Here is a 16,258-nt window from a genome sequence, read left to right as displayed (position 1 = left end):
GATACCAGTGAGGTATGCGGATGAAGAAATTTCTCCGTCATATCATCTGGACTTATGGGAAGAAAGTCGAAGTCCAATGGGCAAATTCCGCCTCGGTGTTTGCACAGGTACTGGCTACCCAATCGGATCGGGGGTTGTCAGAGCACAAGGCATCGATATTGATTTCACACTCAGGCCATCTCCTCATGCTGGTGATGATCACCTTGCCTCGACTCTCGATCCTGAGGCGGTTGGCAATCTTTATCGTGAATTGGGTGAGGAATCACCTGAGGAATTTCCTTCCCAACTCCCTCACATGGCGTTGACTGAACCTCCGCTGTCGGTACGCTCGATGACACCAGCTGAGCCGTCTCGAATGCGCAAAGTTCATGGTGGTCAGGTGCTTGCCGCTCTCTGTCTTCTGGGCCATCCAAACTCGCCAACGTTAGTATCCTGCCGGATCTGCGGAGCCAACGTCGGCGAAGCGACGCAGTGGATCGATCCACCCGTACTCGGATATCTCGTGACAAACACAGGGGCAAAGGTCGGTGTTGAGCGTGATGTGGTGATTGGGAGAGACCCAGCTCGCAAGGACGGACAATGCCCGAAACTTCTCAAAGTCCCCAGTCCTAATAAACAGGTTTCCCGCACCCACGCCGCCGTGATCGTTGCGGGCTGGGCTCTGCGCGTCATCGATCTTGAGAGCGGAAATGGCACGTATGTATTACGTCAAGGTGCCGAGCCTCTTCGCATCTCAACCACCACAGCCACACGTCTGCGCGACGGTGATGTTCTTGATCTTGGTGATGGAGTGAGGATCGAGGTGGTGGAGCAATGAGGACACCAGCGTCAGCACCGGTGATTGAGGGCGCCACCTACATCGACTATATTGCCTCGGGCGGATTTGCCGACGTCTATCTCTACGAGCAATCGATCCCCAAAAGACAGGTTGCGGTGAAAGTGACCCAGCGTGGTCTCGAACCCGAACGTCAAGAGGCATTCCGCCGCGAAGCTGATATTCAGGCACGAGTGAGCGGACATCCTCACATTGCCAATGTCTTCGGAGCAGGTGAAACCTGTGACGGCAGGCTGTACCTGATGATGGAGTACTGTCCTTTGCCATCGTTGGCGAAACGTGTTGCAGAAAAACCCTTATCGATTGCCAAAGTGCTTGAGCTGGGGATCCAGCTCGCTTCTGCAGTGGATGCAATGCATCGGGCTGGGGTTGTCCACCGAGACATCAAACCCGCAAATATTCTCTACACTGCATACGGCGCACCTGTTTTGACTGATTTTGGGATCGCTTACGCCACTGATGAGCCAGTGACACCTGCTGTTGGATTTTCAGCTCCGTGGGCTCCACCTGAGCAGGCTTTGGGAGAAGGAGCAGTCGGTCCAAGTGCAGATATCTATTCCCTTGCGGCGACGATCTACACGGCACTCGTCGGCCACGCACCCTTCACTCTTCCTGGCGGTGATAATCGCGAAGTTGCCACCATTACGCGAGTGCTCAATGCGCCGGTTCCCTCACTGGGTGATGCGTTTCCTGCCGAACTTGATCGTGCCTTGGCGACGGCGATGGCGAAAGACCCCGGATTGCGTTTTGAATCTGCGCTCGACTTTGCCTACGCACTCGCAGCGATTCAAGAAAAGATTGGTGAGCACGTTACTCCGATTGACGTTCCCAGCTACGCACGCAACGCAACTAGTGGCGCCGACGTTGACGAGGATGTGACACGTGCGGCTGTAAGGCGCATTGACTTCGGCCCAGACACAACGTCACTTCCCCTGGCCGCTGGGCAAGTTGGTGCTGCGAAACGTCCTAGCGCACGGCCGCTGACGGAGAAAGACCGCCGCCGACGACGTCGCACAGGTATGGCACTCGCCTTCTGCGTCGGCGTGGTGTCAGTGGTCGGTGGTCTTGCACTGGCCACTCGTGGTGGTGGCACAGTGGAACCGCACCAAAGCGATGCTTACACAACCGGAGTTGATCCAATCGATCATTACGTCGCGCCGGTGACGGGACTCACAGCACACACTCACGGCACAAAAGTGAGGTTCACCTGGAAATACGCGCAGGGTTTTTCGTTCATCGTCAAACCTCAAAATGGAGGGAAACTTCTGACGGTCACTGAGCCATCAGTCGAACTCGACGCAGGTGAGAGCGCCACGTGCGTCGAAATATCAGCACTGGCCGCCAGTGGGAAGGAATCCGAGCCTGTCTCATTGTGTGTTGCACGTTAGAAAGGTACAGAGAAGGAGAGAGATGGAAACGCACACTCAGCCATCTTTAGAGATCGACTTTTCCGGTGAGTACTACCAAGTCTTGCCTGGTCAAGTGTTTGTCATTGGACGAGTGGGAGATCTTGCGATTGAGGACAACCCATTCTTACATCGGCATTTTCTTGAGCTGTGTTACCAGGACGGCATGTGGTGGCTATCCAACGTGGGTTCGCGCATTGCGGTCACTGTAGCTGAATCAAGTGGACAGCTTCAATCATGGGTAGGGCCAGGAACGCGGATACCGTTGGTTGTGCAAAAAATGTCGCTTGTCTTCACGGCAGGTCCAACCACTTATGAAATTAACCTAACGATTCCGCAATCTGTCTACCAAACAATTCACACAGGGACCGACGACGTCGGCCAAACTACCGTTGGGCAAGTGGTACTCACTCCGTCTCAGAAGATGTTAATCGTTGCGCTTGCAGAGCCATGGCTGACTCGGATCGGAACGGGTTCCTCAGATATCCCGACCTCTGCGGCTGCTGCCACCAGACTGGGATGGACACAGACGAAGTTCAACCGCAAGCTCGACAACGTGTGTGACAAACTTGCAGCGATTGGTGTACGTGGGCTAAAAAGTGATTCTTCTGGTCATGCGATGCACAGGCGCTCGCGGCTTGTCGAGTATGCGGTTGCGTCTCAACTGGTCACGCTTGAGGATGTGGCGTTGCTCGATGCGTGCCAGGAAGTGAACGAGACACATTAGCGCGCCAGGTGTAACGGCGTCGGCGGATATCAATATCTGATAATCCGCACGTCATCACGGTAAATTCGATATATTGTGGACAGTACATTCATGAAGGGAGCCTCTTGTGTCGCCAAAAATTGCCGCCGCGACGGTGAAAGAGCACCACGACAACATGTTCGAAAAACTGGTGGACGCAGCCGAAGAAGTACTGCGCAACCACGGCGTCGAACACCTCACTGCCGGCGCAGTTGCACAGCGTGCTGGAATCGCACGCAACTCGATTTACCGTTATGTCGAATCTGTGGATGACCTGCGTGAACACGTGATTGTGCGCTATATTCCGCGTTGGAAAAAAGCTGTGTGTGAGGCGTTGGCAGACGTTGAGGATCCACGCGATCAGCTACTGACGTTTTTGGCAGTTGCCCTCGATCTTGCTCAGGAAACCGGCCACCGCTGGCTGATGGGTGTGATGGAGTATAAAAGTGCGAAGATGTCACGGCAGAAGGCGGCGGGAAAAGCATCGTCGAAGCGAGAGGCTGGGCGGCAACACCGCGCCGCTCACTCCAAAGCTCCGCTGGGAGAACATGATTATGGGCTAGAACTCATTCGGGACTTCCATGCGATGCTAGCCAATTCGGTGGCTGAACCTGTTGGAAGAATCGACGGGGTTGATCCTGCCATCGTGGTTCCGTTACTGACTGCGCTTTTGCGTGCTGGGATGGGAGAACTGGACGAAGGCAGCGAGCTCGCTGGTGTCAAGGCCGCCGTGCTGGCAGGCGCAAAGGCGATTGTCCAGCCTGCGTGAAAAGTGAGTGTCGTGCTTGGCCGCTAAACTAGGCGTGTGGATGCGCTTGAGAATGTGATCGATAACCCGCCAGACCTCCCCGTTGTCGAAGGCCTGGCGGCCATGCGTGCTACCCAACGAAACTTTGTGGTCAGTGCTCCTCCCGGTTCGGGGAAAACAACGCTCGTTCCGGTGCTTCTGACGGCTATGGTTCGCGGTCGAGTCCTCGTTGTCTCCCCGAGAAGAATTGTTGCCAGGGCGAGCGCCCGACGCGTTGCTCATCTGTGTGGACAGAGCGTGGGAGAAAGTGTTGGCTTTCGGGTGCGAGGAGAGAACCGCGCAGGCCGACAGATTGAATTTGTCACTCCCGGTGTCATGATGCGGATGTTGCTTGATGATCCCGCACTTGACGGAGTGGGTGCAGTTGTGATTGACGAATTTCACGAACGTGACGCAGACACAGATCTGGTATGCGCTTTCGCCCTGGACGTTCAAGATGTTTTCCGTGACGACTTGCGGATCGTGGTGATGTCAGCAACACTCGATGCTCAGCGGGTAGGGGAACTGATCGACGGTGAAGTCGTGGACGTCCCAGGTTCCTTGTATGACGTCGAGATTCGTGAGCGTGTTGGCCCGCGCGCTCTTGGCGCCACGAGAAGTGGCGCGATTATTGTGGAACGGGATTTTCTTCGGCACGTGGCTGGTGTTGTCCGAGAAGCGGCTCAGTCGGCGCTGACCACTCTAGACTCCTCGATTCTTGTTTTCGCCCCAGGTGTGCGTGAAGTAGGCGAAATTGCTGGCATGTTGCGGGATGTTCCGGCAGCGGGCCCGGGCGGCCCGCTGCCGGTTCATGAGTTGCACGGCCAAATGGATCCGCGTGACCAAGACCGTGTGTTGACTGCGGGTGAAGCGCGTGTGATTGTCTCGACGCCGATCGCTGAATCTGCGCTCACAGTTCCAGGTGTGCGTGTGGTAGTGGATTCGGGTCTCAAACGTGAACCTCGTTTCGACCCTGGATCACGTATTGGCGGCCTCGTTACCGTTCACGCTGATCGTGCTGCCATGACACAACGTTCAGGCCGCGCCGGGCGACTCGGGAAAGGCGTGGCATATCGCTGTTTACCGTTTGCCACAGCTGCTGCCTTTGCCCAGCCAGAAATCACAATGAGTGACGTGACGGGACAAGTGCTGATGAGTGCGTGCTGGGGTGCTCCCGAATTCCACGGGTTGCGACTTCTCGATCTGCCACCAACCGCCAACCTCACTGCGGCAATCGAGACACTTCGCGCTTTGGGGGCCGTGGATCACTCGGGTCACGTGACGGACCGGGGCCGCACATTTGCCGCGATCCCAGCATCTCCATCGATTGCGCGAGCGTTGATTGATGGCATACCGATGTTCGGCAATATTGCTGTGCGCACGGCGGCCGCGCTCGGTCTGGGTGTGCGTCCTGACGGTTCTGATCTTCCTCACGCTGTGGCTGTACTTGAACGTTCGGGTAAAAACGCGCGTGTGGGAGGCGTGAACGCGGCAGAATATCATCGAGAAGTTCGACGTCTGGAGGCAACTGCTGCGAATGCTTCGTGTACTCACAACGGCGAGGCCGCTGGCATCGAAAGAAATGATTCCGTTTCCGCTGACGAAGGTGTTGCTGGCGTCCTCGCCCTCGCCTACCCCTGGTCAATCGCCCGACGTCGTGGCTCCGGGTACGTCCTCGCTGGCGGTACCGGCGCCGTCTTGCCTACCCCCTCGCCGCTGGCTGGACAAGAGTGGCTCGCCGTCGGTGCCCTGCGTCGAGGCCAAGGTCGAGCCGACGCCATGATCGATTGTGCGGCTCCCCTCAGCGCTGAATGTGCCATCGAAGCTGGCAAGGAAATGTGCCGCACCCGCATTGAAACTGAAGTCGATGGTTCGACAGTGCGTGCGTGGGAAGTTCGCTCCCTCGGCGCGATTGAGCTTTCACGCAAAAGTGTTGCTGTCTCTGCGCAGATTGCCCGACAGGCGAGGTATGACCACATCCAGCGCAGCGGCGTCGGTGCGCTGGACTGGAGTGAACACGCAGTGGCATTGCGTTCTCGACTCGCATTTCTCCACGAGTGCTTAGGCGATCCGTGGCCCGATATGTCCGATCATGCGCTGACTGAGTGTGCAGCGCAGTGGGTAGATTTTGGAGTCTCACATCCAGATCTTGCAGCGGGTTTGCGTCAATTGATTCCGTGGCCGGAAGGTACTAAGTTCGATCAACTCGCGCCTGAACGCATCGACACTCCGCTGGGTTCGGCTCGGGTGTCCTACGAAGGAGCTCACCCAACGGCTCGGATGAAGCTCCAAGAAGCGTTCGGATGGACTGACACACCTCGAATTGCGGGGCAGGCTACCGTTCCTATTACGCTTGAGCTTCTTTCTCCTGCGGGACGGCCCTTGGCTGTGACATCCGATCTTGCGTCTTTTTGGGCTGGGCCGTATCAACAGGTCAGAGCTGAGATGCGTGGGCGATACCCACGCCATCCGTGGCCAGAAAATCCGCTTGAAGCGCCGCCGACTCGCAGGGCCAAGCCACGTAAATAGTCACTGTGTGGCCGACGGCGCTAGGGCGCAGTGGCGATATCAGCTAAGATTTCTCATCAGAGCGGCGCAGACAAGTGTCCTTTCGTGAACAGGAGAATTGATGGCAACCATCATTGCGCAGGGCGATGAGCCACTGGACGAATTTTTTGCTGACTGGCTTGCCACAATTCCCGTGGAGGACAATCGCCAGCGCGCTCTTGAGGTTCTTCAATGGGTGAAGAAAGAATTTCCGCAACTCGGATTCCGTTTTGCATGGCGCCAGCCAATGTTTACTGACCACGGCACGTTTATTATCGGCTTTTCTCCTGCTCGGGAGCATCTGGCATTTGCTCCAGAAGGGGAGGGTGTGGAGCATTTTGCTGAAGAATTCGAGGCCGCAGGTCTCTCTCACGGGACTCGTTTGGTTCGGCTTCGGTGGGATGAACCTGTGCCGTGGGAATTGTTGCGACGTGTGATTGAATTCCAGATCGTTCAGAAAGCTGACATCACGAGTTTTTGGCGCAAGTAAAACCCTCGCTGCCCCTTCGTAGAGAAATGTATCGGTTCACGCGCAGAGCGCAACAGCCTTCGTTCGCTTCAGTTTGACCCGCTAGACTTATCCCATGCGAAAGATTTTGTTTGACCTGTGGGGCCTGTTCATGCAGGTGCAATCCGAGGAACAGAAAGTTGCTCTTGAAGAGTACGTCGAGATTGACAAATTCGGGGTAACGGCGGAGCAATTCCGTGCGAAATATCGTGAGCTCCGTGAGCCGTTGGATGCGAACAAGTGGGGCTTCCCGGAGTACTTGGAAGTAATGGGGACGGATCTTGGTATTCAGTTCCCTGATATTGATGGCTTTACCCGCGCGGACTACGAAACATGGAATCGCCCAGATACTGAGATGATTGCTTGGCTTGAGGAGCTTACTGCTGGAGGCCTTGAGGTAGGCCTCCTGTCGAACGTGCCGATGGCGACGCTCAATATGCTGTGGGAGGAACAGCCGTGGCTGACAAAGTTCCGTCCACGTATTTTCTCGGCAGTGATCGGTGCAGCCAAACCACGCAAGGAAGCCTTCGCAATCGCGGCTGACCTTTTGGAATCGGAGCCGGGCGAGATTCTTTTCTTTGATGACACTCTTGAGAATGTTCAAGCGGCACGTCAAGCTGGCTTCAATGCGCACCACTTCGTCGGAATCGACGATGCTAAACCAGTGCTTGAGGCTTTCCTCGCTGACGGAACACTCCCCGAGGGTGACGCCGGTGTGCCTGTGACGAGCGACGATACAGCGCGCGACAACTGATAGCGCTTCTCATGACCCAAGAAATTCGCCACAATCTCACGCGCGGGCCAGTCCATCGCCCGGCTGTGGAACTCTCGCAGCGCACTGCGATGCAGCTTCTCGACTGTGAGGACTATAAAAATGGTTTGTGTCGCTCGTGTTCCTCGATTGAGCAGCCTCTCGATTCTCAGTTGACTGCCAAGGACCTGCGCGCTCGTGGTTTGATCCATGCCCAAGAGTGGCTAGATCCTGTCACAAGCGTCAAAGAAGCGTTCCGCAATAAAGTGAAACTTGTGGTGACGGGTTCAGTGCGCCAGCCCAAGCTCGGCATCCTCGGTTCCGACGGCGTCGGCGTTGACCTGGCTGATTGTCCCTTGCCATCAGCGGGGATCCGCACCGTAATTGAAACTCTCCGAGCTTTTATTACGCGTGCTGGGCTAGAGCCGTATTCTCCGGCAACGAATAGAGGGACACTAAAATACGTCATTATTGTCGAAGCGCCGAGTGGCGAACTGATGGTTCGTTTTGTTGCACGTAGACGAGGAGTGCAGGGCATCCTTTTCAAATTGCGTAAAGAACTTGAGGCCGCTATGCCAAATATGGCTGTGCTCTCCCTCAATGTCCAAAGTGAGCGCAAGGCCGTGATTGAGGGTGAAGAAGAAATCGTCATCTCCGAACGTGCGACTTTGCCGATGCGTTTGTGGGTAGGCCAGACCTGGGATGAGTATCCGGTGGATCTCTTCCTTCGTCCGAAATCGTTCTTCCAAACCAATACTGATATTGCTGAGGCGTTGTATTCACGTGCTATTCAGTGGTGTGGAGACGTGGACTCGGCCTGGGATCTGTATTGCGGCGTTGGAGGATTCCTTCTTGCTCTGGCAAGTGCCGCAAAGCGTTCCGGGCGCGACTTTAGCGGGATCGGTGTGGAGACTTCTCAAGAAGCGGTGGATGCAGGATGCGCTGGAGCTGATGCAATCGGCATGGGTGGCGCTGTTCGCTTTATCTGCGCTGATGCGACGGCGTGGGCGTCGCAGGAAGGTTCTGCGCCGACGTCGTTACCGCAGTTGGTGGTGGTCAATCCGCCGCGCCGCGGGATCGGTGAGCTTGCACAGTGGCTTGAGGGTTCGGGTGTGCAACGAGTGTTGTATTCGAGTTGCAATGTGAATTCGTTGGCAAAAGATCTTGCTGCGATGCCTTCGTATAGCGTGGTCAAGGCTCAAGTGCTTGACATGTTCCCTCACACCGCTCACTTCGAGACGATCGTGTTGCTTGAACGCGTCTCGTGAAGCGTGCGTGAGCCAGGCAACGGCGTCGTCATTGGCATTCACACTTTAAGTCTATACTTTAAGTTTAAATCCACACTTAAACTCTCATATAAACTTTGAATTTGAAGTTTAAGTGTGGATTTCATATGAGTACGGGCTGCTTAATTTGGGAGTCGATAGGTCGTTGATCGTTTCCCTTGAGACCCCTCCATGATGATGCGTCCTCCCTCTCGCGCGTGTGCAAGAGCGTAGTACAACTGCCCCAAAGTCAGCCCAGAAATTTTAGCAATTTGTTGAGCCGTAAGTTCACCGTGCGTACGTAAGAGGTTGATGATCAGTGGCTCATTCTTTGTCGGTCCAGCTTCCGAGGAATGATGAGGCACAGACAATTTGTGTCTTTTTTCTGCCTTCGTCGCTTCCTTGCGCGGAGCTGGCAATAGTGGTTCACCAGGATCTGGCCGCCACAGCAAAGCTTTGAACTCCGTTCCTGAGTTGACCAGCGTCGGCTTTCGTAAACCCTGCTTGTGCGTGACGTCGAAAACGTGTTGAACACCTCCGCCTTCGCCTTCGATAATTCGCTCTCCGTCGAGATTCGTCATTCTACGCATTATCTGATAGAGCGTCTGGTTTACTGCAGCCTGTGCATGTGATTGGCTCATAAGTTGCTCAATTGACACCCCGCGCAGGCCACCGGGGCTGAGAATCATCAAGTTATTAGGGTGCAGTCGAATCTGAATGCTCTTGCCGAAATCGAGAGTATTCGGACTCAGGTCACGGTGAATCAGAGCGTTTGCAACAAGCTCTCGAATCGCGCTCAAAGGCAACTCGAGGGCATCTTCCATTTTTCCATTTGGCTTGTATCGCTGAATACGATTGAGAGATCTTTCGCACCACAGCATGAGTTCGTCAAGTAGCACGGGGATCGGCCCTTCGAAGTGGACGAGATTCCTTGATCGTTCTTCGTCTGTGTCGCTAAGGCGCACTGCTGCCGTGATCGTCAGCGCTGGAAATGCGCCTTGTGGGTAGTCCCCCAACCCGTACAACCCCGCTAAAGTGAGTTGGCCATTTTCCGATACAACGCCCGTTCGGCGCAAGATCTCCTCATCGGAGCGGTTTGTTAGCCGGGGAGAATCTCGACGAACGACGCGAAGGTAACGTTCGACGAGCTCTGGGACGAGATCGTCCGCTCTCGTCCCAGAAACAGTTTTGGCGTCGAATCGGCGAGATTCTAAAGCAGTGAATTTCTCTGATTCAATCATTCGCAGTTCCCACGGCTGCATGGGATACTCGCCGTCGGATTGTCGTAAATAAGCGATGCCCTGATAAGTGGCCGGGCGTTCGTGGAACGGAAGTGGACGCACATCGAAAACAAGAACCTTCTTTTCTTCGACGTCGAAAACGTGAGTTTCGATATGGGGAGCTGGGCTGACTTGCGATCTGCAGTGCTGGATCAGTGCCGCTTCCAGGGAAGCAGGGTCTTCGACCCCCGTGAGCGTGAAACCTGATTTTTCGTCGATGCCGAAGATGATTGTTCCGCCAGCAGGCATATTGGCGAATGCTGCAATCGTGCGTCCCATATCGGAGGGGAGTCCCCCTTGTGCGCGCTTGACTTCAATCGAGTCACTATCGCCTTGACGCAAGCGGAGTGATTCGATTACTGACGCAAAATTCTCCTTGGTAATGTCCACACTTAAAGTATAACTTCAAAATTTCATGTGAACTTTGAGTTTGAAGTTTAAGTGTGGTGGGGAGTAAGTGTTTTGAAGGAAAATCGCCTTTCCCGGAGCACCGCAGATGTGTTTGTTTTCCGCAAAAGATGACGCTACTCGAACTACGGGGCTTACGGTTCGTTTCTTATGGGTAGAAGAGAAGCCAGAGTCATGTTGAAGAAATCTGGTCAAGAGACAAATTATGTGTGAGCGCAGGTGAAACATAATTTTTTGGGGGCGCTGAGTGATAAACCAGCGCTCCAGACTGGGGCACCGATGTCGGCGCGATATGTTTGTTTGTCATGCGGCAACAGACATCCACAATATGAGACGGCGTGAGTAGATAGCAGATTTATGAGCGGTGGAAATGCCCTACTTCACCCTCCATAAAGAGAATGAGTATATTTTTCTTTTCAGTCAGGGGGAATTTTGCTTAAATATTGCTGAATAAACCACGTAAGGAGGCGAAGATGTTTATTCAAGCAATGGCGCTAACAGTGACTGCACCTTTAGGGGCTAGGGCTGATCGGATGAATTTCTGCTCACGATACAATTCATCCCGATAACCAGAGGTGACACCATGAATAAAAAAATTGTTACAGGAATCCTTACGTTCGCTGTGGCAGTAGCTGTCGCAGTAGGAGTGGTGTGGTATCGAGGCGGAAGTTCACAGTTCCTCGTTGTTGAGAAGAAAACCGAAGTAAGCGAGCAAACACAGCTTGGAGTGGATGCGAACGCAAGGCACTACACGGTGAAGCTCAACGGTAAGAGTTTTGACCTCGTTGGCCCGTCAGCTGTGAAGGACATTCAGCGTGCTCTTGGGGAAACTCAAGAAAAATTTGCCCAGACTATCTCACGTGCTAAGGAACTCAGTAGTGTGGGTGACCTGAATGAAGAGAATCTCGGAGACTACGTCGCTAAGGTGACACCGCTCGTCACTGCAGATACGGCGAATGGACAAAGAATTTCCGAGGAAGAGAGTAAAAATTTTGTGGACTTATTAGAGGCGATTTCTCTCATCCGCGGTTTTGAAGATGCGAAGACATTTGATGGATTTATTAGTCGAGTCGCTGATGGTGGCAAGGATGCCATTACTCAGAAATCGCTTGATGGTTTCAGTTCTGTGTGTCCGTCACAAGCTCAGAATTTTGCTTTTGTTGAAGCGTTGCGTACTGCTATCGGTGGGTGAATCGAACACCTCGGTCTTTTCGCTCATGTTTCGGGGCGCCCATATTGCAGGTGCCCCGAAACATTAGTATTGAAAACCCACAGTGCCAAGCTGATCTCAAGGAGATGCAAAAATGGCTCGGCAGGAATAATCGACCACCGAGCCAAAGCGCGCCCGAAGGGATTCGAACCCCCAACCTTCTGATCCGTAGTCAGACGCTCTATCCGTTGAGCTACGGGCGCATATTCTCAAAACGTTTGTTCTGCGAACGGATAAAAGTTTACGTCTGTTCGGCGTGAAAACCAAATTTGAAAATAGTGGCGTATCGCTCATTTGCATGTTTGATGATCTGTAGGAGCGCGTGACGAGCGCTGGAACTGGCGGATAAGATGGGGCTATGACTGAGATGAATGTGGAGGAGTCGCTTCGCGATCCTCGAGCAGAAAAATGGCAGAACTGGCACGATAAGCGCAATGGTGAGCTTGCCGAAGAGTTCGGCTGGCTCACCCTGATTTCTTACGAATGGATTGACTGGGTTCCCACCCCGATCCGCGATTTCCCAGGCATGTTCCAGGTAATGTCGGGTGAGCAAGGCGATTTCTTGCGTGCGACTTTCACCGAGAAAGATTCTGTGTTCCGCGACGGCGTTCCGGTGGTTGGCGAAGTTGATTTCGTTTTGGAGAACGAAGGTTCCGATATGAGCCTGCACACTACGCTGTGGCGTGCAGAAATCATTCGTCGCTCGAATCGCTACGCGATCCGCGTGCGTCGTGCAGATTCGCCGGTGCGTACTCGCTTTGAGGGGGTGCCGACGTGGAGTTACACGACTCGCGAAATCTACCCCGCGACAATCACATTACTCGATGAGCCGATTCGTGGTGAACGCGCGACTGCGCGTCAGGATGTCCACAGCCCATATGAAGTGACTGCAGATTTGGGCGTCACGATTGACGGCGAAGAACACCACTTCAAGCTTGAAGGGACTCCTGAAGGTGGCTTTCATCTGACGTTCCATGATCCGACCAATGGTGAAGAAAGTGCCGATTGGCGTTTTGTCCCGGTGGAATCGCCATGGATTGCCGGGAAGAAGCCGCTGAGCCAGCGAAGCGCGCAGGTGGAGGTTGATTTTAATTACTCGATGAACTTCCCTGCTGCGTTTACCCCGTGGGGGACATGCCCTCAGCCGTTGTGTGGAAATGATTGGCCGCGTCCTGTCCGTGCGGGGGAGCGCCGTGTCGAGCAGATGACATGGCGTCGTATGCAAGACCGCTCAAAGCGCGACAAGAACTGATTCTTTGACAGAATGTGTTTGCCCCGCCAAATCGATGATTTGGCGGGGCAAACACATGGCGGAGATGGGGGGATTCTCAAAAAACACGTTTTGACCTGCTGTTATGTGTGCTCAGTGCCCTGAAAATAGGCGAACGGACAACAACCTTGGTTTACGACTTAACTTTTATTTCCTATGAAGGTGAAGTTAATTCCCGTAAAGAGATGAACATGCAAATAGGTGTAGGAAACATTTTGGTAGGGATCGGAACAATCCTTGTTGGAATCGGAACCATAAAGAGCAACACGACCCCCACCAAAAAGAAAAAGAAGAAGAAAAATAACAAACTTCTTCCACAGGTACCCCGAACACTTCGGGGTACCTCCCCTACATCCTAGCAAAAGAAACGTGAAAAAATTACCAATCAATATCCTTATCATCCTCGCGACAATCATCATTGCTCCACGGCTTAATACCCTGGGTAAAAGTGCTCTCGGTATCGCTCTGATTATCTACGCAATCACTCTTCTGACCCTTCGAAAGGATCGCTGAATGACTACTCGCTACCTCTCCCTGCGCGGGTATGCGAAGCGTATTGGCGTCGCGTATTCGACCATTCGTAAATACCAAATCGAAAAACGCCTCGCGTCTCCGGATGCGATTATCGGCGAGGGAAATTCCCCTACCCATGGTTGGCTACCGGAGACGGTTGATCAGTGGCAGATTAGCCGCCGAACTCGATCTACCAGTGTGGGTGATTTCTGCTTATATACAAATTCTTGCGCAGGTATAGGACGGAAAGGCGACGGCGTTTTATGCCGCGGTGTCTTGTGCTAGCTGGGAGACACGGGCGCGAGTCACCCCAAGGAGATAGCCGATATCAGTATGAGACAAGCCTTCCGCCTTGAGTGTGCGCACGGCCTGGCGGGAAGCTCTCGACGCTTGCTCCTGTGCCTCCTGTGCCGCGCGTGCAGCCTGTGATGCTTGCTGTACCTCGCGCTGGTGTGCAATTTCGGGAACAATACGAATATCCCAGCTGGAATGGTCAACTGTTTCGTCAATAGTGTCAAGGTAGTCGATGACCTGCTGGTGGGCTTTCTCTAGCGTGCGTACCTGTGTCCACGGCTCTTGACCGTGCCAGAGTTCCCAGCCTCCTTGCCAGTGCTTGGCCGTGATCGTGAGTGCCCGAGTCATTGCTCCCCTCTCTGTGCTTCGTTGATTATTTTTAAAGCTTTTCTTGTGATTCCTGGCGATATTTCGCGGGTTTGTGTGATAGTGATTGTGAGCGTTCCGTTAGACCAGACCTCGTGGTCGCCTTTTCCTTGGCGTGAGGTGAAGCCCGCATTTTTTAAAAGTTTTGTGAGCTTTTTGTAGGTCATTGGCTTTGTCATAGCTCAATAATAGCCAAACCCACATAAGTGTCAATAGGTATTAACACTTAATTGGTGTGGAGTATTTTTGTGCGAGCTCACTATCCCTAACAAGCGTCACATGCTGATAAATCTGCACGGTCTTTGGATGGTGTGGCCTGCGCGGGCCATGAGATCAGCGGTGGTTGCTTCGGCCTGGCCATATTGAAGCGTCCTGAGTTTTGAGCATTAGCCCACCAACCCAAAAAACCTGAACGATCACGCGAGACATACCAACACCAAAAACAAAAAAGATGCCCCGCGACATATGAACTATGTCGCGAGACATCACAATGGCGGAGATGGAGGGATTTGAACCCTCGAAGGGCTTTAAGACCCTTACACCCTTAGCAGGGGTGCGCGATCGACCACTCTGCCACATCTCCAGACTCCCCTAGAATAACGGGTATTGACTCAAAGCGCCAAACCTAAAGTGGCCGAGAATTGCAGAACACGTGAACCTCACACGCAGAAATGGCCACAGCCCTTTGTGGAGAGCGGTGAGGGGAACAATTTTCCCGCAAAAATTCAGCGCATTACTGCCGAGACCGCCGTCGAGACGTACTATGCTGACAGTAAACCACCTGTGCCGCGTAATACAGCGAAAAGTAAGGGAGAGCCACGATGGTCAACAAAATTCGCACTACCCACGTCGGCTCATTGCCACGAACACCGCAGCTACTTAATGCAAATGCGAGGCGCGCGCAAAATTCCATCACTGAGACAGAGTTTTTCGATATTTTGCGGACCAGTGCTCACGACGTTGTCCGCCGACAAGTTGAGCTGGGTATCGACGTCGTCAACGAGGGTGAATACGGTCACATCACTTCTGGAGCCGTCGATTATGGAGCCTGGTGGAACTATTCCTTTAGTAGGCTCGGTGGGCTGACAATGACCGACGAAGATCGTTGGGCATCTCAGGAAGTGATACGCTCGACTCCCGGGCATATCGAACTCACGTCATTCGCAGATCGACGCGATCGGCACCTATTTTCTGAAGCCTACGCAGATCCTGATTCGGGTATTTTTGCGGGTCGAGCGCGCGTAGGCAACCCAAAAATTACTGGGCCGGTGACTTACGTCGGCCAGGAGCAAACCCACAACGACGTGGACTTGCTGCGCTCGGCAATGGACGCCACTGGAGCTAATGACGGTTTCATTGCCGCGCTTTCTCCAGGTTCGGCAGCACGGTTGAAGAACGAATACTATGCCAGCGACGCTGAGTTAGTGTACGCATGTGCGGATGCGATGTCGCAGGAATACAAGATCATTACTGATGCCGGTCTGACCGTTCAAATTGATGCTCCAGACCTCGCTGAGGCATGGGACCAAATCAACCCGGAGCCGAGCATCGATGACTTCCGTGATTGGCTCGGAATCCGTATTGCGGCGATTAACTCGGCTATTGAAGGGTTACCAAGGGAGCGTACACGTCTGCATCTTTGCTGGGGTTCTTGGCATGGGCCACACGTGACAGACGTTCCCTTCGACGACATTGCTGACGTGATTTTTGAAGCGAAGGTGGGTGGTTTTTCCTTTGAGGCCTCCTCTCCGCGTCACGGGCATGAATGGCGAGTTTTCGAAAATCGTGAGCTTCCTGCGGGGGCCGTGATTTATCCAGGCGTGGTGTCTCATTCGACCAACGCCGTCGAGCATCCTCGCCTTGTCGCGGACCGGATTATTCGTTATGCAGAACTTGTCGGCCCGGAAAACGTCATCGCGTCCACGGACTGTGGTTTGGGTGGGCGCTTACATTCGCAAATTGCGTGGGCCAAGTTGGAAGCGCTCGTTGAAGGTGCCAAAATTGCGTCGGAAGAGCTGTGTTGAGAATCGCCTCATGGCAAGTGATCAGTAATAGGGAAGAAGTAACAACCAC

General features: G+C 53.7%; 15 protein-coding genes and 2 tRNA genes. 12 read left to right on the top strand and 5 right to left on the bottom strand.

The window, feature by feature from the left end:
• The first annotated feature begins 76 nt into the window (after window positions 1–76).
• The 8 genes from P7079_RS08145 to P7079_RS08110 all read left to right on the top strand — a co-directional run bounded on the left by P7079_RS08145 (window position 77) and on the right by P7079_RS08110 (window position 8,847).
• On the top strand, window positions 77–817 hold the full coding sequence (locus P7079_RS08145) for an FHA domain-containing protein (protein WP_278012739.1): 741 nt from the start codon (window positions 77–79) through the stop codon (window positions 815–817).
• Complete coding sequence (locus P7079_RS08140) at window positions 814–2,223, top strand: serine/threonine-protein kinase (RefSeq protein ID WP_278012738.1); 1,410 nt, start codon at window positions 814–816, stop codon at window positions 2,221–2,223. Before P7079_RS08145 ends, P7079_RS08140 begins: the two co-directional genes overlap by 4 nt.
• A 22-nt stretch (window positions 2,224–2,245) precedes the next feature.
• Window positions 2,246–2,968 (top strand): hypothetical protein, encoded by a 723-nt coding sequence (locus P7079_RS08135; protein WP_278012737.1) that lies wholly within the window; start codon window positions 2,246–2,248, stop codon window positions 2,966–2,968.
• Between the two features lie 106 nt (window positions 2,969–3,074).
• Window positions 3,075–3,755 carry a TetR/AcrR family transcriptional regulator gene (locus P7079_RS08130; protein WP_278012736.1) on the top strand — a complete coding sequence of 227 codons (681 nt, stop codon included), beginning with the start codon at window positions 3,075–3,077 and terminating at the stop codon, window positions 3,753–3,755.
• Window positions 3,756–3,791: 36 nt separating this feature from the next.
• A complete protein-coding gene (hrpB, locus tag P7079_RS08125) occupies window positions 3,792–6,302 on the top strand; it encodes an ATP-dependent helicase HrpB (RefSeq protein ID WP_278012735.1) in 2,511 nt (836 codons plus the stop codon).
• A 100-nt stretch (window positions 6,303–6,402) separates the two neighbouring features.
• The gene (locus P7079_RS08120) at window positions 6,403–6,810 is read left to right on the top strand and encodes an iron chaperone (RefSeq protein WP_278012734.1); all 408 of its coding nucleotides are present in this window, start codon (window positions 6,403–6,405) and stop codon (window positions 6,808–6,810) included.
• Between the two features lie 94 nt (window positions 6,811–6,904).
• Entirely contained in the window at window positions 6,905–7,582 is a 678-nt protein-coding gene (locus tag P7079_RS08115) for an HAD family hydrolase (protein WP_278012733.1), read from the top strand.
• Between the two features lie 11 nt (window positions 7,583–7,593).
• Entirely contained in the window at window positions 7,594–8,847 is a 1,254-nt protein-coding gene (locus tag P7079_RS08110; protein WP_278012732.1) for a methyltransferase domain-containing protein, read from the top strand.
• A 140-nt stretch (window positions 8,848–8,987) separates the two neighbouring features.
• On the opposite strand, the gene P7079_RS08105 is transcribed toward P7079_RS08110, so the two are convergent.
• Window positions 8,988–10,514, bottom strand: a complete 1,527-nt coding sequence (locus tag P7079_RS08105) for an RNA/DNA-binding domain-containing protein (protein ID WP_278012731.1) — start codon at window positions 10,512–10,514, stop codon at window positions 8,988–8,990.
• A 601-nt stretch (window positions 10,515–11,115) separates the two neighbouring features.
• Here P7079_RS08105 and P7079_RS08100 point away from each other — a divergent pair.
• The gene (locus P7079_RS08100; protein ID WP_278012730.1) at window positions 11,116–11,724 is read left to right on the top strand and encodes a hypothetical protein; all 609 of its coding nucleotides are present in this window, start codon (window positions 11,116–11,118) and stop codon (window positions 11,722–11,724) included.
• A gap of 148 nt (window positions 11,725–11,872) precedes the next feature.
• Here the strand turns inward: P7079_RS08100 and P7079_RS08095 are convergent.
• Window positions 11,873–11,945, bottom strand: a tRNA-Arg gene (locus P7079_RS08095).
• 155 nt (window positions 11,946–12,100) lie between these two features.
• On the opposite strand from P7079_RS08095, the gene P7079_RS08090 reads away from it, so the two are divergent.
• Together P7079_RS08090 and P7079_RS08085 are read left to right on the top strand one after the other, a co-directional pair.
• Window positions 12,101–12,994 carry a DUF1684 domain-containing protein gene (locus P7079_RS08090; protein WP_278012729.1) on the top strand — a complete coding sequence of 298 codons (894 nt, stop codon included), beginning with the start codon at window positions 12,101–12,103 and terminating at the stop codon, window positions 12,992–12,994.
• 387 nt (window positions 12,995–13,381) lie between these two features.
• Entirely contained in the window at window positions 13,382–13,525 is a 144-nt protein-coding gene (locus P7079_RS08085) for a hypothetical protein (protein WP_278012728.1), read from the top strand.
• 261 nt (window positions 13,526–13,786) lie between these two features.
• Here the strand turns inward: P7079_RS08085 and P7079_RS08080 are convergent, their stop codons facing one another.
• From P7079_RS08080 to P7079_RS08070, 3 genes are all read right to left on the bottom strand, one after another.
• Entirely contained in the window at window positions 13,787–14,167 is a 381-nt protein-coding gene (locus P7079_RS08080; RefSeq protein WP_278012727.1) for an antitoxin HicB, read from the bottom strand.
• Window positions 14,164–14,364, bottom strand: a complete 201-nt coding sequence (locus tag P7079_RS08075) for a type II toxin-antitoxin system HicA family toxin (RefSeq protein ID WP_278012726.1) — start codon at window positions 14,362–14,364, stop codon at window positions 14,164–14,166. Before P7079_RS08075 ends, P7079_RS08080 begins: the two co-directional genes overlap by 4 nt.
• Before the next feature lie 312 nt (window positions 14,365–14,676).
• Window positions 14,677–14,768 (bottom strand) — tRNA-Ser (locus P7079_RS08070).
• Window positions 14,769–15,006: 238 nt separating this feature from the next.
• Here P7079_RS08070 and P7079_RS08065 point away from each other — a divergent pair.
• Window positions 15,007–16,209 carry a cobalamin-independent methionine synthase II family protein gene (locus P7079_RS08065; RefSeq protein ID WP_278012725.1) on the top strand — a complete coding sequence of 401 codons (1,203 nt, stop codon included), beginning with the start codon at window positions 15,007–15,009 and terminating at the stop codon, window positions 16,207–16,209.
• The last annotated feature ends 49 nt before the right edge of the window (window positions 16,210–16,258 follow it).

The sequence above is a fragment of the Arcanobacterium canis genome (genome assembly GCF_029625435.1).
In the GTDB taxonomy this organism is placed as follows: Bacteria; Actinomycetota; Actinomycetes; order Actinomycetales; family Actinomycetaceae; genus Arcanobacterium; species Arcanobacterium canis.
The sequence above is the reverse complement of the archived record's forward strand: the minus strand, read 5'-3'. Positions and strand labels throughout refer to the sequence as shown.